Raw genomic sequence first — 17,610 nt, forward strand, 5'->3', positions numbered from 1 at the left:
ACCGTGTCATCATCTTCCGGCCGCCGACTCGATTGCTGGCTTACCCAGTTGCGGCTCGCAACCGATAACATCGCCCGAAAGCCGCCGTCCCCCGTTGCCAGCGCGGCATCATCCGCTACGAAGGTCATCCATGCCCCACAGCCAAACCTCTGCACCACGCGGCCGCGTCCGCCTCGCGCGCGGAGCATCGCCGTGGCTTCTGCCGACCGTCGCCACCGCCGCACTCAGCTTGGCCCGATCGCGTCGCTCCAGGCGCGCCGCGGCCATCGCCGTGCCCACCACCGCGCTCGCGGCGGGCATGCTGTGGTTCTTCCGCGACCCTGAGCGCGAGATCACACAGGGCCGGGTCATCTCGCCCGCCGACGGTGTGGTGCAGAGCATCATGCCGTGGAAGGACGGACGCACTCGCGTCGCGATCTTCATGAGCCCGCTGAACGTCCACGTCAACCGCGCTCCCCTCGCGGGCACCGTGACGTCCGTCGAGCACATCCCCGGCGGTTTCGTTCCCGCGTTCAACAAGGAGAGCGAGAACAACGAGCGCGTTGTCTGGCACTTCGACACCGAGCTCGGCGACATCGAGATGGTGCAGATCGCGGGCGCAGTCGCCCGGCGGATCGTGCCGTATCTCCCGCAGGGGACCAAGGTCGAGCAGGGCGAGCGCATTGGTCTGATCCGCTTCGGATCGCGCGTTGACATCTACCTTCCGGAAGGTGTCGACGTCGCTGTCGAGGTCGGTCAGACCACGACCGCGGGGGTGACTCGAATTGACCGTGATTGATCCGGACACACAGGCCGGCTGGGCCGCAGAGGCCGAGGCCGAGGACGACGCGGAGGACATGCCGCTTTCTCTGCGGCTGTCGATAGCGGACACCCTCACGCTGGGTAACGCCACGTGTGGCTTCATGGCGGTGTACTTCACCACCACCGGGATCCTCATCCCGCACCTCACCGGCAGCAACGAGAGCGGCATGGCGCGCAACAGCGCCGCGACCGCCGTGATCCTGATGCTGCTGGCGGCGATCTTCGATCTCTGTGACGGGCTCGTGGCGCGCAAGCTGCGCAGCTCGCCGATGGGCGCGGAGCTGGACAACCTCTCCGACCTGATCAGCTTCGGGCTGGCCCCGGCGTACTTCGTACTCGTGTACGGAATGGTCGCGGACGACGCCCAGCAGAAGGTCTCGGCGGTGGCCGCGATCGTCGTGCTGCTGGCGGTGGTGCTGCGGCTTGCCAGATTCTCGTGCGTGACCATGAAGGACGGCATGTTCCAGGGCATGCCGAGCCCCTTCGGTGCGCTCACGGTCGTCTCGATCATCCTGCTCGAGCTGCCGTTCATCCCGACGCTGCTGGCGATCATCGGTACGGCATGGCTGATGGTGAGCCGGGTCGAGTACCCCAAGCCGCGAGGTGTCCTCGCGGTGGCGATGCTCGGCTGGATCGTCTCGGCGATGGGAATGCTGGCGGCGTGGGCGTTCGACGCTCCGGGCGGTCAGGTGCTCCTCCAGACCGGCTGCGCGCTGCAGATCGTGATGGCGGCGACGATTCCGCTCTTCGCGACGGCACGGCGTGTGAACACGTTCCGCGACAACCGCCGCGAGAACCGCGAGGCAAGGGCTGCTCAACTCCCCTAGAGCAGTGCATGTGCATGACGAGGGCCCGGGTGGGATGCGCACCCGGGCCCTCGTCATGTCCGGTGGCCGACACCGATCCGGTCACCGCGGCCTCGCTGCTGGACGACGGCACGGAGCTGCCGGTGCTGCGGCCGGTCGCGATCGGCGGAGAACGGCTCCGGCTCGACGCGCAGATGCCGCTGGGGCGGGGGCTCGCCCCCGGCGCGCGGCTGATTCAGCGGGTACGGGCCCACCGAGGTCGCCGGGTGCGAGACCTGGTTCGAGACGCCGGCTGCTGGAGCCGGGGCCGGGGCCGGTCGAGGATCCCGCGCGGCACGCCTGTCTCGGGCAGCCGTTCCCCGGCTGCGCAGCGCAGATCCGCAAGGGGCAGATCTGGCTCGCACCGCCCGGCGGCGGTGACACGGTGCCCACCGGGGATCACGGGACGGCTCGGGCCCGCGTGAATTCCGGGGCCGGATGTTGCGCCGTGTCACGGTGGACGGCTGATCGCCTATGCCGACGCGCGTCAATCGCCGGACGGGCTTGATTTTCAAGCCCGTCCGGCGATTGAGGACATGCGGCCGAAGGTCGCATACGGGGGTCTGGGGGCGAAGCCCCCTGGTCCGCGCCGCTATGCCGGCGCAGGGAGCGGGGGCTTGCCGCCAGAAGGGTGACTCAGCTTCCCGACTTGTACGACTCCGCCGACTTGGACACCGCCGCCGGCCGCACCACCTTCAGACCCCCCGGCACCTTGAGGTCCGGCTTCATGATCAGACTCTGCCGGGTCGACGGCGCCGCCGGGTCCGAGAAGTTGTTCGTGATGCCGAAGCCGTTGTCGTACGAGGAGACGGTGAGCAGCGCCTTGTCGATGCCCTCTCGAGTCAGGTCCTTGGCCGCGCAGGCCTTCTTCAGCACCTCGCCGTAGACGCTCGCGGCGGTGTAGCCCGCGACCACGCCGTTGTCGAGACCGTCCTTGGGGTAGGCGGCCTTGTACTCCTTGGCCAGCTTCGCCGGGCCCGCGCCCGGGTCGCCGATGGGGAGGGTGGAGGCCGCGACGTAGTAGTCCTTCGTCAGCGCGGCCGCCGCCGGGGTACCCAGCAGCTGCGGCGCGAAGGCGGAGTTGTTACCGATCATGGGGACCTTGAAGCCGCCCGCCGCGGCGACACCGACCAGCGAGGCCGCCTGGCGAGGTCCGGCGCTGATCAGGACCGCCTTGACGCCTGCCTTCTTGAGCGCGGCGACCTGGGCGGACATGTCGTTGTCGGTCGGCTTGATCTTCTGCTCGACGACGGTCAGACCCGCCTGCTTCGCAGCGTACTTCGAGCCCTTCAGCGCGTTCTCCCCGAAGTCGCCCTCGAAGTAGACATGACCGATCTTGTCGCCCTTGGCGATGCGCTTCTGGCTGAGCAGATAGTCGACCGCGTTGATCGTCTCGATGTCGTACGTCGCTCCCACGACCCGGATGTACGGGCTGCCCAGCAGCGATGCCGACCAGGCCTGGGGCACCACGAGTGCCTTGTCCTGGCCGTCGATACGGCCCTTGACCGCGGCGACGAAGGGCGAGCCGATGAACTGGGAGAAGCCGACCACCTTCGGTTCGAGTTCGGTGTACGCGGCGACGGCCTTCTGCGGGTCGTAGCCGTGATCCCGAACGGTGAGCTCGATGGTGCGGCCGCAGATGCCGCCGGCCGCGTTGGTCTGCTTCGCCCACAGCTGCTGCGCCTGGGTGACGCTCTTGCCGAGCGAGGCGTAGACGCCGGTCATGTCGGTGAGCACGCCGAGGTTGATGGTCTTGGCCGTGACGCCGTCACCGGTCTTCACCCCTCCGGCGTCCTTCTCACCGCCGCCGCCGTCGGTGGCCTTCGAGCTGCATCCGGCGAGGCCGGCGCTGGTCAGGGTCAGGGCGGCGGCCAGCGCCGCCGCGTACAGACGTGGCTTCATTACTTCTCCCGAGAGGTGATGAGACGGGTGAGTCCGCCGGGCAGGAAGAGGACGACCGCGACGACCGCGGCGCCGTAGAGATACCGCGATGCCTCGCCGGGTGAGACGCCGCCCGTGCCGGGGGCGGAGACCAGCGGGAGGGTGTCGCTGTAGTGGGTGAGGAGCTGGGGCAGCAGAGAGACGAAGGCCGCGCCGACGACGGCGCCGGCGACCGTGCCGAGACCCCCGATCACGATCATCGCGAGGAATTCGAGCGACAGGATCACACCGAAGTACTCGGGGACGGTCCGCTGGAAGACCAGGGCGATCAGTACGCCGGCGAGTCCCGCGTACATCGAGGACAGGACGAAGACGGCGGCCCGGTAGCGGGCGACCGGGACGCCCATGACACCCGCGGCGATGCGGTGGTCGCGGATGGCGTTCATGGCGCGGCCGGGGCGGCCACGTAGCACTCCGCGGGCGAAAAGGCCGCAGCCGATGAGGGCGAGCAGTGCCACGTACCAGAGCTTCTCGGCGGACTGGAAGGGGACGGCTGCGATGACCGTCTCGCTGTCGTCGAAGTCGATGCCGAAGAGCGAGAGGGGCGGAACCGCCCGGCCGTTGAAGCCTCCTGTCAGATCATGAGCGTTGAAGAGGACGTGCTGGCCGATGAAGATCAGCGCGAGCGTGGCGATGCCCAGATACGCGCCGCGCAGCCGTCCAGCGATGGGGCTGAACAGGCCGCCCGCCGCGCCCGCGACGAGCACCGCGAGTACGGCGGCGAGCCAGGTCGGGAGTCCGAGTCCGATGAGGCGGTGACCGTTCTCCTCGCCGCTGTCGCCCGCCAGGACGCAGTAGCTGTAGGCGCCCACCGCCAGGAAGAACGCGTGCCCCATGGACAGCTGCCCGGTGGCGCCGGTGAGGAGGTTGATGCCGATCGCGCCGATCGCGGCGGCCATCGCGAAGAGTCCGGCCTGCAGCCAGAAGCGGTCGAGGTAGAAGGGCAGGGCGAGGAGCAGGACGGTGCCGGCGAACCAGATGCAGGCATTGCGACTCTTCAGGAACGCCCTGGGGCTCTTCACGTACGCCTTGAGGCTCTTTGCCACGTCTGCCTCGGGGTTCTTCAGCGTCTCAGACACGGGCGGGCTCCTTTGTGCCGAAGAGTCCGGCGGGCCTGAGCAGCAGGACCAGCACCATCACCAGATACGGCGCGAGATCGCCGATCCCCCGGCCCAGGAAGGACAGTTCGCTCTGGTAGCCGGTGGCGAAGGACTCGGTGACGCCGACGATCAGACCGCCCGCGAGCGCGCCGGTGGTGGAGTCGAGCCCGCCGAGGATCGCCGCCGGGAAGGCCTTGAGTGCGGCGAGCGAGGTGGCGCGTTCGAGCCCCGGGGTCGGAAACACGGTAAGGAAGAGCGCGGCGACCGCGGCGAGCGCGCCCGCGACCGCCCAGGCGGCGAGCGATACCCGGCCCAGGCGTACCCCCATCAGCGCCGCGGTCTCGGGATTCTCGGCCGCCGCGCGCATCGACACGCCCCACGAGGTGTACCGGAACGCGAGCAGGAACGCGGTGATCAGCAGGGCCGCCGAAACGAAGGCGGCGATACGGGTCTGCGCGATGGTGATGTCCCCGATGGTGACGACGCGGTCGCCCCACGGGTCACCGAGCGCGAGGACGTCCGTGCCGATGCGGCGGGTGAGTTCGGTGGTCAGGAGGATGTCGACGCCGATGGTGACGATGGCCAGGACGCTGTGGTCGGAGCCCCGGTAGCGGCGCATGACGAGGAATTCCACGGCCGCGCCGACGAGGGCCGCGCCCGCGATGCCGACGGCGAGCGCACCCCAGAAGCCGATGTCGTCGTGGAGTACGGCCGTGACATAGCCGCCCGCGAGAAGCAGGGACGCATGGGCGAAGTTGACGACTTCGGTGGCTTTGAAGATGACGACGAAGCCGAGCGCGATCAGCGCGTAGACGGATCCGATGGAGAGTCCGCCGAGGAGTAGTTCGGTGAAGGTCGTCATACCTGGGCCTCCGTTCCTAGATAGGCCTGTACGACGGCCGGGTCGCTCTGTACGTGGGCGGGGGTGCCGTCGGCGATCCGGCGCCCGAAGTCGAGTACGGTCACGGCGTCCGCGAGCCGCATCACCATCCCCATGTCGTGTTCGACGAGCACGATGGATATGCCGAGGCTGTCGCGTACGCCCGCGATGATGGAGGCGGTCTGCCGCCGCTCGTCCGCGGTCATCCCGGCGACGGGCTCGTCGAGGAGCAGCAGCCGCGGCTCCATGCACAGGGCCCTGCCGAGCTCGACGAGCTTCTGCTTTCCGTACGGGAGTGCTCCCGCGGGCCGGTCCAGATCGCCGCCGAGTCCGGTGAACTCCGCGATCTCCCGTACCCGCTCCAGGTGTTCGCGCGCCTCGCGAGCGGCGGACGGCAGCCGCAGTCCGGCGGCGAGGAACCCGGCGCGGGTGAGCCGGTGCCGGCCGAGCAGCAGGCTGTCGGCGACGGTGGCGTGCGGCGGGAGCGCGAGGTTCTGGAAGGTACGGGCGATGCCGAGGGCGGCGATGCGGTCGGGAGGAAGCCCGGTGAGCTCCGTCCCGCCGAAGCGGACGCTGCCGGAGGTGGCCCGGTAGACGCCGGACAGAACGTTGAAGGAGGTGGACTTGCCGGCGCCGTTGGGGCCGATGAGGGCGTGGACGCTGCCGGGCTGGACGGTGAAGGAGACGGAGTCGAGGGCGGTGAGCCCGGCGAAGCGGACGGTGAGGTCGGTGACGTCGAGGGCGGGCACGGCGCCGCCGGATGCGGTGTCGGTCATCGGTGCCCCCTGCCGGATGCGGGCTGCTGCCCGCCGACCGGGGCTGCGCCCCGGATCCCGCGCCTCGCCTGTCGGCCGGTTTCCACCATGCTCATGCCGACCACCTGCTCAGCGCCGGCGCCGCCGTCTGCGCGCGGGACGCATCCGCGGCCGCGTCCTCGTCCACCACTCCCAGATACCGCCGGCGTACCTCGTCCGAGGTGGCGAGCTGGTCCGCGGAGCCCGAGAGGGCGACCTCGCCGACGTCGAGTACGTACGCCGTCGAAGCGAGCCGCAGCGCGATCGCCGCGTTCTGCTCGACCAGCAGGACCGATGTGCCGGCGGCGTTGATCTCCTGCACGGTCTCGGCGATCCGCGCCGCCATCAGCGGGGCGAGGCCGAGCGACGGCTCGTCGAGCAGCAGCAGCCGTGGCCGGGCCATCAACGCCCGTCCCATCGCGAGCATTTGCTGCTCGCCGCCCGACAGCAGTCCGGCCCGCTGGTGGGCACGGTCGGCGAGGACGGGGAAGAGCTCATGCACCCGGGCGAGGGCCTCGGTGCTCGACCGGCGCCCGCCGGTCGAGCCCAGGGCGCCCGCCCGGAGATTGTCCGCAACCGTCATCCGCGCGAAGACCTGCCGTCCCTCCGGGACCTGGACGACGCCCGCGGCGACGACCCGAGCGGCGCTCAGTCCCTCGAGCGGGCGGCCGTCGAAGCGGATGCTGCCGGACGTGACGTGTCCGCGCTGAAAGCCGAGGGTGCGGGAGACGGCGCGCAGCAGGGTCGATTTGCCGGCGCCGTTGCCGCCGAGGACGGCGACGATCGCGCCCTCGGGTACGTCGATGGTGACGTCGCGCAGTGCCCGCACCGGCCCGTAGCCGACGGACAGCGCACGCACTTCGAGTGAGGCGGCTGCCATGCAGACCCCCTTTCCAAGCTTGTTCGAAATTGCCTGTGGGGGCACACGTCAGCACCGGTCGGACGTACCGTCCAGGCGGTATGCCCGACTCGCTGCGGATGACCAGGGGTGCGGCGCGCGCATTGTGCACCGGCACAAGGGCCGGCATCCTCACAGGTCATGGGTGGTCGCAGAGCGCGTGCCGCAGCTGACGGACCAGCTCATCGAGGAACTTCGGGCCCACCCACCACAGTTCGACCTCGCTGTGCCGCCGGACGATTTGGTGGCTCCGCCGCCAAGGGTGACCGGGTCTTGTCCGGTGGCCGCGCTTGGTGGCTCCGCCGCCAAGGGTGACCCGGTCTTGTCCGGTGACCGTTTGGGGTCCGCTCCGGGGTTGCGCCGGGACTGCATGATTTACGGCGCGTTGGGGGTGGTCGGAGGGTGACTGTTCCTTGTGCGCCACACATCACGCTCTACGTCCCGACTCCACCCGCTGCGCGTCCCCCCGCCCGATACCGGCAAGGACCCCGGGTCCGCCTGGGCCGTGTAGGTGTGTTGGGCCTCAGCCACACCTCATCCGCCTCCAGACGGGTCCGGGGCGGCGCACCGGTTTCGGGAAGGGGCGGGGTGGGGGAAGCGCGCCCCCGCCCCGGCCCACCGCCTCAGATCAGGAAGTCCCGCGCAATGCTCGCCGCCACCCGTTCCAGCAGCGGCCCCGCCTCCGCCATGCAGCGGGCCGGGTCCGGTTCCAGTGCCGTGAGGGCGTACGCGCGGCGGATGCCCGCGCGACCCAGCGCCTCCGGTGGCAGGGTCAGGCGGCCGCAGACCGCCACGACGTCGATGTTCTGCGCGCGCGCCGCCGCGGCGACGCCCGCCGGGGCCTTGCCGTGGAGCGTCTGCTCGTCGAGGGAGCCCTCGCCGGTGATGACCAGGGTCGCCCGCTCCAGCGCCGGCGCGAAGCCGAGCACGTCGAGCATGATCTCGATGCCCGGCCGGAAGCTCGCGCCGAGGGCGACCAGCGCGCCGTAGCCGATGCCGCCCGCCGCCCCCGCGCCGGGCAGTTCGGCCTGCTCCGGGCCGAGGACGGAGGCGTAGTGCGCCAGCGCCGCGTCCAGCGTGGCGACGTCCTCCGGTGTCGCGCCCTTCTGTGGGCCGTACACCGCCGGCGCGCCCTTCGGCCCCGTCAGCGGGTTGTCCACGTCGCTCGCCAGGACCAGCTCCACGTCCTTGAAGCGGGGGTCCAGGCCGGACAGGTCCGCGGACGCAAGGTCGCGCAGTCCGCCGCCGCCCGGCCCCACCGGCTCGCCGTTCGCGTCCAGGAAGCGCGCGCCGAGCGCGGCCAGCATGCCCGCGCCGCCGTCCGTCGTCGCGCTGCCGCCGACGCCGAAGACAATCGTCCGCGCTCCCGCGTCGAGCGCCGCGCGCAGCAGTTCGCCGGAGCCGTATGTCGTCGAGGTGAGTGGCGCGAACACGCCGTCCGGGAGGTGCTGGAGGCCCGAGGCCTCCGCCATCTCCACCACTGCGGTGCCTTCCCGCAGGGCGTACGCCGCGGTCAGGGACTCGCCGAGCGGCCCGGTCACCCGGACCTCGCGGCGCTCGAACCCGGCCGCCACCGCGGCGGCGACCGTGCCGTCACCGCCGTCCGCGACGGGCAGGGTCTCGACCGCCAGACCGGGCACCACCCGCTGGAGGCCCGCCGTCACCCGCTCAGCGACCTGTACGGCCGTGAGAGAGCCCTTGAACTTGTCAGCCGCAACGAGCACACGCGCGGGCTGAATAACTGCTCCGTCCGTCACCTTGCTATCCCTTGCTTTCGAACAGGCAGTCGCGCCTCCCCGACCCTATCCGCCAGGTCAGACGGCATGCCACCCCATCATGGTGCGACATTCCGCTATATAGCGGGGTGCTGCTCGGTCGGCCGACGTCCGCGAGCCCTATATCCGGCGCACCGCTCGGGAGCCGTCGCCGACCGGCAGCTGAAAGGCTTCACTCACCCACCACCGCGCGGTTCCGGCGCCCATTCGGTAAACCGGACGTATGGGCCTACAGCACGCCGACCTCGCCGACCGGATCCTCGGTGGTTGGCTGGGCAGAGTCGCCGGCAACATGCTCGGCAAGCCCGTCGAGCGCGGCGACCACTGGACCCGCGACCGCATCGACCGCTATCTGCGCCGCACCGACGCCCTTCCGCTCACCGACTATCTCCCCGAGCCGCCGCCCGACGCGGACGCCGAGGGGTTCGAGCTGCGTCCCGAGTGGCACCAGTGCGTACGGGGCCGGATCCACGGCAGTTGCCGGGACGACGACGTGGACTACAGCATCCTCGGCCTGCATCTCCTGCAGACCCACGGCTTCGGCTTCACGACCGAGCAGGTGGGCGAGGCGTGGCTGCTGCATCTGCCGTTCCTGCAGACCTTCACCGCCGAGCGGGCCGCCTACCGCAACCTCGCGAACGGCCTCAAGCCCCCGCTCACCGCCACCCACGACAATCCCTACCAGGAGTGGATCGGCGCCCTCATCCGCGCCGACATCTTCGGCTGGACCTCCCCCGGCGACCCGCACCGCGCCGCCGCGCTCGCCCGCCGCGACGCGGTCCTCTCGCACACCGGCAACGGCGTGTACGGCGCGATGTGGGCGGCCGCCCTGATCGCCGCCGCGTTCACCGCGAACACCCCGCGCGAGGCGATCGAAGCGGCGCTGGAAGTCATCCCTGCCGGATGCCGCCTCGCCCGCGCGGTACGCCACACCGTCGCCCTGCACGCCTCCGGGACATCCTGGTCCGACACGCTCAGCGAGCTGGCAGCCGAGACGGGCAGCCTCGGCTGGATCCACACCGTTCCGAACGCCGCAGTGATCACGGCAGGGCTGCTGTACGGCGCCGGCGACTTCACCCCGACCATCGGCCTCACGGTCCGCGGGGGCCTGGACACCGACTCCAACGGGGCGACGGCAGGCTCGGTGGCGGGCGTGCTGTGCGGGGCCTCCGCCATCCCGCCGCAGTGGACCGACCCACTGGAGGACCGGGTGCGCAGCGCCGTGTTCGGGTTCGACGGCGTACGGATCAGCGAACTGGCCAAGCGTACGGTGCGGTTGGCGGCGGTCTCCGCCGGTTGAGCCGAAACCGCTGCTGTCGGGGGGCGATATCTGCACAATGGTCAGATGCCTGCGTACATGGAACTCTCACTGTCGGACGGTTCACAGGTTCGCCTCGAGTTGTCCGGGGCCGGAGAGCCCCTCGCCGTACCGTCGCAGAGCAACGGCAGGGCCGATCTGCCGGAAGGGTTCGGTGCGGCCGAGCCCGTGGCGAGCGGCGCCGGACGGGCGGCGACGCTCGCGGCGGACGCACTGCGCACGGCGCTGCGCCCGCTCGGTCCGCTGCTGGACGAGGTCCACGGCGCGGTGTCAGCGTCCGAGAACCCGCCACAGGAGGTCACCGTCGCGTTCGGCGTCGAGATCGGACAGGACCTGAAGCTGGGTATCGTCGGGGCCAACGGCAAGGCCACGATGAGCATTTCGGCGACCTGGCAGACCGGGCAGGCCGCGCAGCCCGGGACACCGCAGCGCTGATGGGCTGGTTCAGAAGACCGGCGGCCACCGCACCCCGCGTCTCCGTGCTGCACGACGGCGCTTCGACCGCCGCCGGCGGCGCCGCACTGCTGTCCGCCCGGCAATTGGTGACCTGCGCACATGTCGTCAATGACGCGCTGGGCCGCGATCTGTACGCCGCGGCGCCGCCGGCCGCCGACGGTCTGCGCCTCGCCTTCCACGGTCCGCAGTCGCCCCAGTACCGCACTGCCCGGCTCTCGGTGTGGGTGCCGCCACAGTGGGGCTCGTCCTCAATGGTCTGGCAGGGCGATCTCGCCGTACTGGAACTCGACGAGCCCGTCCCCGGGTGGCCGAGCCCCGTCGTCTGGCGCGACATGGCTGAGGGGCAGACACTGCGGGCGTGGCACGGCGGCGGGGAGGCCATCGCCTTCGCCGACACCGAAGTGAAACTCCAGGAGGGCCGGTTCGGCTATCTGGACGGTCAGCTGTCCGGCGCCGCCATCGGCCCCGGCTTCAGCGGCGGCCCACTGTGGGCGACGGACGACGCCACGGTCGTGGGCCTGGTCGTGGCCCATGTGATGCCCGGCGACGGGCCGATGAGCCCGCAGACCACGGTGCGGCGCAGCTGGGCGGTGCCGTGGCAGGCGATCCGGGACGAGCTGGAGCGGGCGGGGGCGGCCGAAACCGTCGCCGAGTGCACCGTGCACCAGAGGGCGTACACGACAGCGGTGTGCGGCGACGGCTCCACGGTAGGCCGCCTCACCGCGGAGCTGTGGTCGCTGCTCGGCGACCCGGTGCGCCGGGCGCAGCACGCCCGCACGCTGGCGGCCCGGCTCGGGTACGAGCCCCCGGCCGGTGAATCCGCTCCGTCCGTGGAGGAGTTGGCGCAGCTGCTCGCCTCGGAGGAACGCGCGCTCGCGACGCTCACCGAGTCAGTGGCCCCCACCGTCCAGGGCGGACCGTCCCGCGCCGGGCTCGACCGGCTGCTCGCGCTGGGCAGGCTGACCGGTACGGCCCGGCTGCTCTCCCTCGACGAACACCATTTTCTTTTAAGGGAGTTGGCACTGGCCGCCGTCGCGGACGCCGCGCTGCTGCCGCGGGCGGCCCGCGAGGCGCTGCGGTACACAGTCCCGCCCAGTTCCCTCAGCGGCACCAGGCTGAATCCGCGGGACCTCGATGCAGCGGTGACGGAGCTGGAGGCGTACCGCGACGGCGGGCAGCCCGCGGACGGCATCCCGCCGGTGCCCGCCCTGCTCACCTTGGTGGAGTATGTGGCCGCGGCCACCGCACCGCCGGTGCGCGAGGCCCTGCATGCCTGGTCGGAGCGGGTCGTGGCACGGCTCGGGAGCCACCCGGCCGCGCTGCAGCTGCGCCGCGCGGACGCCGCGGCCTGGGCGGCGTACCGCCCCTCCCCCGTCGTCCGTCTGGTCGCCGAGATCTCCGGTCCGCCCGAGCGGTATCAGTGCGCACTGTGGGAGGTGCGCCAGGACGGCGCGACGGCCTCGCTGGCCACTGCGGACCGGCCGCGCAGCGCGGCCGAGATCGCCCGGCTGATCCGTGAGGCGGCCGAGAACCCCCGGGACGACTGCGGCCAGAGCGTCACCCATGTGGACATCCTCGTCGACCGGGAGGGCCTGCAACTGCCCTTCGACGAGTGGGAGGCGGCCAGTTCGGTGGAGTTTCTGCCGAGGGTCCCGCTCGGGGTGAAGTTCCGTATCGCGCTGCGCTGCCCGGAGGTGAGCGCCCGCGCACCGCGCCGCGAGGCCGAGCTGCGCCGCCGCTGGGAGAGTGCCCACACCGGGCCGCTCGTCGTCGACGAGAGCTGTGCGTCGCCGGAGAAGGTGTACGCGCTGCTCGAGACCAGCCACCGGGACACCGCTCAGGTCGTCCTGCACGGCCCGCGCGCCCCGCGCGAGGCACTGCTCCAGCTCTGTCTGGCCCTCGGCATCCCGGTGGTCCTGTGGGACCGGGATGCCGAGAGCCACGAACACGCCCACCGGCTCGACGACATCGCCCCCGCCGGACCACTGCACCAACTCCCCGAGCGTATACAGCACTTCAGGGCCGGTCAGTACGGAGCGGGCATCCCCTCGCCCGCCCGGCCCTCGCTGGTGTGGGAGAACACGGAGCTGCCACTGCCGGGCGGGCTCGAACTGCTTGACCCCACGGAAGGAGCGGACATCCGATGAACCCCGCCCAGGACAACAATCAGGGCAACGGCGACTGGCGGCTGTTCCGCGGCGACGGACAGGCCCGTACGGTCGACTTACCCGAGGCCCCTCCGTGGCGCCGCTTCGACCCCCCGTCCGCGGCGACAGGGCGTCCGCGGCCCCCGCTGCCGTATCTGATCGGGCGCGCCGAGGCCGATGTCGTCAGCGCCGCGCTGCATCTGCGCCGCCCCCTGCTGGTGACCGGCCAGCCCGGCACCGGCAAGTCGTCCCTGGGGCACGCCATCGCGCACGAGCTGCGGCTCGGCCGGGTGCTGCACTGGCCGGTCAACAGCCGGGCCACCCTCCAGGACGCGCTCTACCGCTACGACGCCATCGGCCGGCTCCGTGAGTCGAACCTCCGGCGTGAGCCGGGCGAGGTCTCCGACGATCTCGGCATCGGCTCGTACGTACGACTCGGACCGCTCGGTACGGCGCTGGTGCCCGGCGCACGCCCGCGCGTTCTGCTCGTCGACGAGCTCGACAAGGGGGACGTCGATCTCCCCAACGATCTGCTGAACGTCTTCGAGGAGGGCGAGTTCGAGATCCCCGAGCTGGCCCGGCTGCCCGAGGAGCAGGCGGCCTCGGTCCGGGTGCTGACGGCCGACCCCGACACCTGGACCGAGGTGGCCAGGGGCCGGGTGCGTTGCTCGGAATTCCCCGTCGTGGTCATCACCAGCAACGGCGAACGCGACTTCCCGCCCGCCTTTCTGCGCCGCTGTGTACGGCTCGCTCTGCCGGAGCCCGACGAGGACAGGCTGCTCGCCATCGTCCGCGCGCATCTGGGCCCGGCGGATCTGGACGGCAACGACGAGCTGCTGCGCGCCTTCCTCGCGCGGCGGGCCCGCGGCGAACTCGCCACCGACCAGCTCCTGAACGCGGTTTTTCTGCGCAAGGGCGGGGTGGACCTGGACGCCGACGGGCTGCTCGACGCCGTACTGCACCGGCTCGGCGGGACGGTGTAGCGCCGGTGTGGGGGGAGCTGCGGCGGATCCTGGCGGACAGCGGGGTGGAACTGTCCCACGAGGAGCTGCTGGATGCGCTGTGGCTGGCCGGACGGCTGCCGGCGGGAGCGTCGTCGGCACTGGCCGAGGCGGGCGCGGTCTCAAAGGCCCCGCCGTCGCGGCAGGAGGCTTCTCCCGGCGAGGACCCGCTCGCCGGCTACCGCCCGCCCATGCTGGAGGAAGCACGGAGCACCAAGCACACAGAGCCGGACAGTCTGCCTCCTTGGGCAGCGCGGCCCGGAGAGTTCCACGGCTCCGATGTTCATGCCGCGCCTGCCGGACGGCTGAGCCCTCGGCGTGACCGGCCCGCCGTCCTCGTACGCGCCCCCGAGGAGAAGGCGCTGGGCTCCGTGGAGCTGCGCCTGGGGCGTGCGCTGCGCCCGCTCAAGCAGCTGCGACCCGACCTCCGGGAGTGGGAGCTGGACGAGCCCGCCACCGTGACGGCAATGGCCGAGACCGGGCTCCCCGACGCGGTCATGCGCCCGGGCCGCGCCCGGTGGCTGGATCTGGTGCTCCTCGTCGACGACGGGGTCTCGATGCTGCTGTGGCAGCGGCTCGCGGCCGAGACGCGGCTGCTGATGGAGCGCAGCGGCGCCTTCCGCGACGTACGGGTGTACGGGCTGGACAGCCGGGGCCCCTCCGCTCCCCTGCTGGGCCGCCGTCCGTACGAGCAGGACAGCGCCCCGCTGCCCGCGTCCGCCGTCACGGACCCGGCGGGCCACACTCTGCTGCTGGCCATCAGCGACGGCGTGGGCGCGGCCTGGCGGGACGGCCGGATGCACGCCGCGCTGGAGCGCGCGGCGCGGGTCGGTCCGACGGCCGTGCTGCACGCGCTGCCCGAGCGGCTGTGGGAGGGCTCCGGCATCCGCGCCGAGGAGTGGGAGGTCACCACCCGCAGGCGTGGCGCGCCCAATCACACCTGGCAGGTCGCTGACCCGGTCCTGCCGCCCGAACTCGCCCCGTACGACGGGGTTCCGGTGCCTGTGCTTGCGCCGACCCCCGAATCACTGGGCGTCTGGGCCCGGTTGGTCGGTTCGCCGGGCACATCGGCGGTCCTTCCGCTGCTCGCGTCCCGGACGCCTGCCCGCCCGTACGCCGCGACGCGCGCGCCCGGCGGGGACGGTCTGCTGCGTTTCCGCAGCGCGGCATCGCCGCAGGCGTACCGTCTCGCGGCCCATCTCGCGGCGGTCGCCCCGGTCTCGGTACCGGCCATGCGACTGGTGCAGGCCGCGCTGGGCCCCGAGGTCGACACGGGTCATCTGGCGGAGGTGTTCCTGGGCGGCCTGATGCGCCGTGCGGAGGGCGACGATCTGCTGCCGCAGCACCGGGGCTTCGACTTCGCCGAGGACACCAGGCGCATGCTGCTCGACACGCTCCCGGCAGGCGATCTCGTACGGACGACCCGCGCGGTCACCGCACGCCTCGCCGAACTCGCGGACCGCTCGACGGACTTCCCCGCCTGGCTGCCGCATCCCTCGGGGACGGACCGGCTGCCCGCGGACGGGCGCCCGTTCGGATGGATGGACGAGCGGCTGCTGCGGCGGCTGGGGGTTCCGCGGGCTGCGGCGCAGCCGCCCGCGGTTCCGCTGCCGTCGTTCGTCGACGCGCCGGACTCCGACTGGCATTCGCTGGGGAGCGCCCATACCGCGGGCCCATACCGCCTGATCGCCCGCCACCGGTACGGCTGGCCGCAGATGGGCCTGTATCTGGGGGTCTCTGAGCACCACCCGGGGTTGGCCGTCATCCGTGTCCCGGACGTGAATCAGAGCTGGAGCGCGGCGCTGGTGACGACCGAGGCGGAGGCGCTGTCGCGGATTGACGGGGTGTACGCACCGCGGCTGCTCGGCCACGACGCCACATCCGAACCCGCCTGGATCGCCGTCTCCTACGTCCAGGACAAGCGCTCCTCCGATCCCGCTCCCAACCTGCGCTCCCTGGTACACCGCCAAGGCGCCCTCGATGGAATGGAGTTCGTGTCCGTGGGAAGGCAGCTGGCGAACGGGATCGCACGAGCCCACCGCAAGGGCGTCATCCATGGCTCGCTGATCCCCGCCTGCGTCCTCGTCCGGGGACGGGAGGTGGAAATCACCGGATGGATGACCGCAACCCTCGACGGCGTGCCCAGTCTCCACCGGACCTTGCTGCGCCAGCAGGCCGAGTACCGGGCGCCCGAGCTGCGCAGCGACGACGACGCACCCAGCGAAGCCGGCGACATGTATGCGGTGGGCCGGATTCTGCTGGCGGCGGCATCCGGCGCGTGGGACTACAGTCCGACCGCGGATCCGCGTTTTCTCCCCTCGGTAGGCCGCGACCACCAAGCACTGCTGCGACGCTGCGTCGCGTCCGATCCCGCGGACCGGCCCACTGCGGAGGAGCTGCTGCAGGCCTTCAACGCCCGAGCCCATGAACGGCCCGACCCTCCGCTTCTGGCCGCGCAGCTCGGCGTGGGCGAGGACCGCCGATCAGTGCTGCTGGACCTCAACGAGCGGGTGTACGGGGGCGATGGCCCGCACGGCCTGCTGACCGGTCCCGATGCCGGGGACCGGCATCGGACTCTCGCCACCGTCGTCCACGGGCTGGCTGAGGCGAACCCGCCGGATGCCGTCAGCTTCGTCTGCGCCTGGCACGGCGACTCCGAGCGCCTCTCCGCGCTCGCCGCCCTGCCGCAGGTGACGTGGGCCCAGGACCTCACAGCACGGCCGGACACGGCGAGTGAACTGCGTGATCTCCTGCACGCGGAGCTGGCGGAGCAGGGCTGGTCGCCGGGCCGTCCCCGGCTCGTGGTCGTCCTGGACGACTACGACCGCATCCGGCGCTCCGGCTCAGAGCTGGACATCGTCGAGACGATCAAAAGCGTTCGCTACCAGGGCGTTCACATCCTCCTCGCGGACGATCCCGCCCGTCGCCGCTCCCGGGCCCACCAGGCGCATCTGACCTGCCACATCGAGCTCACCGGCCCCCGTGGGCACGGCCTCTTCCACGACGGCGTGTCCCAGTCCGTCCCGTTCCGCCCCAGGCCGCTGTCCGCCGAGGAGCAGGCAGCCGAACTCGACGTCGAGCACGACCGTGGGGTTCAGCAGCTGAGGCGGCGCAAGTGGGCGGAAGCGCATGCCGTACTCAGCGACGTCGCCTCCGCGCGGCTGGCGCTCCTGGGCCCCGGTCATCCGGCCACGCTCATGTCACAGTACGAAGTGGGCTTCGCGCTGCTCGGGCTCGACCGGTTCAGGGAGGCGCTGGCCCAGTTCCAGAGCGTCGAGCGGGGCAGGTCTGCGGCCTTCGGCCCGCACCACCCCGACACTCTGGACGTGCGCCAGCAGGGTGCCTGCACCCTCGGTCTGCTGGGCCGGCACCGAGAAGCCCTGTCGCTCTACAACGAGGTGCTGGCGCGGCGTATGAAGGTACAAGGGGCCCGGCACCCCGACACTTTGCACTGTCAGCACAACGTGGCGTTCACCCTGAGCGCGCTCGGTCGGCACCGGGAGGCATACGACCTGGCCGGCCAGGTCCTCACCGCCCGGATCGGGGTGGTCGGCGCCGAGCACCCCGACGCGCTGGTGACCCCCCACGAGATGGCCCACAACCAGCTCCGCAAGGGCGAGCGGATCAGCGCCCAGGAGATGTACAACACCGTGG

Annotated in this window: 13 protein-coding genes; 7 read left to right on the top strand and 6 right to left on the bottom strand. The window is 71.6% G+C overall.

The features are described from left to right. Nucleotides 1–130: 130 nt before the first annotated feature. Nucleotides 131–778, top strand: coding sequence for a phosphatidylserine decarboxylase (locus ACFWDI_RS25645; protein WP_362676823.1), 648 nt, complete (start codon nucleotides 131–133; stop codon nucleotides 776–778). Further along, entirely contained in the window at nucleotides 771–1,628 is an 858-nt protein-coding gene (gene pssA, locus ACFWDI_RS25650; RefSeq protein ID WP_385307330.1) for a CDP-diacylglycerol--serine O-phosphatidyltransferase, read from the top strand. The genes ACFWDI_RS25645 and pssA overlap by 8 nt, the downstream gene beginning before the upstream one ends. 654 nt (nucleotides 1,629–2,282) lie before the next feature. On the opposite strand, the gene ACFWDI_RS25655 is transcribed toward pssA, so the two are convergent. The 6 genes from ACFWDI_RS25655 to ACFWDI_RS25680 form a co-directional block, all read right to left on the bottom strand. Next, on the bottom strand, nucleotides 2,283–3,548 hold the full coding sequence (locus tag ACFWDI_RS25655) for an ABC transporter substrate-binding protein (RefSeq protein WP_385307156.1): 1,266 nt from the start codon (nucleotides 3,546–3,548) through the stop codon (nucleotides 2,283–2,285). Then, a complete protein-coding gene (locus ACFWDI_RS25660) occupies nucleotides 3,548–4,609 on the bottom strand; it encodes a branched-chain amino acid ABC transporter permease (RefSeq protein ID WP_385307332.1) in 1,062 nt (353 codons plus the stop codon). Before ACFWDI_RS25660 ends, ACFWDI_RS25655 begins: the two co-directional genes overlap by 1 nt. Before the next feature lie 49 nt (nucleotides 4,610–4,658). Further along, entirely contained in the window at nucleotides 4,659–5,549 is an 891-nt protein-coding gene (locus ACFWDI_RS25665; RefSeq protein ID WP_327326950.1) for a branched-chain amino acid ABC transporter permease, read from the bottom strand. Then, nucleotides 5,546–6,343 carry an ABC transporter ATP-binding protein gene (locus tag ACFWDI_RS25670; protein WP_385307158.1) on the bottom strand — a complete coding sequence of 266 codons (798 nt, stop codon included), beginning with the start codon at nucleotides 6,341–6,343 and terminating at the stop codon, nucleotides 5,546–5,548. Before ACFWDI_RS25670 ends, ACFWDI_RS25665 begins: the two co-directional genes overlap by 4 nt. Nucleotides 6,344–6,434: 91 nt before the next feature. Further along, the gene (locus tag ACFWDI_RS25675) at nucleotides 6,435–7,241 is read right to left on the bottom strand and encodes an ABC transporter ATP-binding protein (RefSeq protein ID WP_327326948.1); all 807 of its coding nucleotides are present in this window, start codon (nucleotides 7,239–7,241) and stop codon (nucleotides 6,435–6,437) included. A 641-nt stretch (nucleotides 7,242–7,882) separates the two neighbouring features. After that, complete coding sequence (locus ACFWDI_RS25680) at nucleotides 7,883–8,998, bottom strand: glycerate kinase (protein WP_385307334.1); 1,116 nt, start codon at nucleotides 8,996–8,998, stop codon at nucleotides 7,883–7,885. 259 nt (nucleotides 8,999–9,257) lie between these two features. On the opposite strand from ACFWDI_RS25680, the gene ACFWDI_RS25685 reads away from it, so the two are divergent. The 5 genes from ACFWDI_RS25685 to ACFWDI_RS25705 form a co-directional block, all read left to right on the top strand. Then, entirely contained in the window at nucleotides 9,258–10,334 is a 1,077-nt protein-coding gene (locus ACFWDI_RS25685; protein WP_385307159.1) for an ADP-ribosylglycohydrolase family protein, read from the top strand. A 45-nt stretch (nucleotides 10,335–10,379) separates the two neighbouring features. Continuing rightward, nucleotides 10,380–10,787: a CU044_2847 family protein gene (locus ACFWDI_RS25690; protein WP_385307161.1), complete on the top strand. Its 408-nt coding sequence runs from the start codon at nucleotides 10,380–10,382 to the stop codon at nucleotides 10,785–10,787. Then, nucleotides 10,787–12,955 (top strand): trypsin-like peptidase domain-containing protein, encoded by a 2,169-nt coding sequence (locus tag ACFWDI_RS25695; protein WP_385307163.1) that lies wholly within the window; start codon nucleotides 10,787–10,789, stop codon nucleotides 12,953–12,955. The genes ACFWDI_RS25690 and ACFWDI_RS25695 overlap by 1 nt, the downstream gene beginning before the upstream one ends. Further along, a complete protein-coding gene (locus ACFWDI_RS25700) occupies nucleotides 12,952–13,938 on the top strand; it encodes an AAA family ATPase (RefSeq protein WP_385307164.1) in 987 nt (328 codons plus the stop codon). The genes ACFWDI_RS25695 and ACFWDI_RS25700 overlap by 4 nt, the downstream gene beginning before the upstream one ends. 5 nt (nucleotides 13,939–13,943) lie before the next feature. After that, on the top strand, nucleotides 13,944–17,610 hold a 3,667-nt coding region (locus ACFWDI_RS25705; protein WP_385307166.1), incomplete at its 3' end, for an SAV_2336 N-terminal domain-related protein.

Source organism: Streptomyces sp. NPDC060064 (assembly GCF_042736455.1).
In the GTDB taxonomy this organism is placed as follows: Bacteria; Actinomycetota; Actinomycetes; order Streptomycetales; family Streptomycetaceae; genus Streptomyces.

Bases quoted from the DNA above. Each gene is read 5' to 3' on its own strand.
- ACFWDI_RS25645 (WP_362676823.1), top strand. From the start codon at position 131: ATGCCCCACAGCCAAACCTCTGCACCACGCGGCCGCGTCCGCCTCGCG.
- ACFWDI_RS25655 (WP_385307156.1), bottom strand. From the start codon at position 3,548: ATGAAGCCACGTCTGTACGCGGCGGCGCTGGCCGCCGCCCTGACCCTG.
- ACFWDI_RS25665 (WP_327326950.1), bottom strand. From the start codon at position 5,549: ATGACGACCTTCACCGAACTACTCCTCGGCGGACTCTCCATCGGATCC.
- ACFWDI_RS25670 (WP_385307158.1), bottom strand. From the start codon at position 6,343: ATGACCGACACCGCATCCGGCGGCGCCGTGCCCGCCCTCGACGTCACC.
- ACFWDI_RS25675 (WP_327326948.1), bottom strand. From the start codon at position 7,241: ATGGCAGCCGCCTCACTCGAAGTGCGTGCGCTGTCCGTCGGCTACGGG.
- ACFWDI_RS25685 (WP_385307159.1), top strand. From the start codon at position 9,258: ATGGGCCTACAGCACGCCGACCTCGCCGACCGGATCCTCGGTGGTTGG.
- ACFWDI_RS25690 (WP_385307161.1), top strand. From the start codon at position 10,380: ATGCCTGCGTACATGGAACTCTCACTGTCGGACGGTTCACAGGTTCGC.
- ACFWDI_RS25695 (WP_385307163.1), top strand. From the start codon at position 10,787: ATGGGCTGGTTCAGAAGACCGGCGGCCACCGCACCCCGCGTCTCCGTG.
- ACFWDI_RS25700 (WP_385307164.1), top strand. From the start codon at position 12,952: ATGAACCCCGCCCAGGACAACAATCAGGGCAACGGCGACTGGCGGCTG.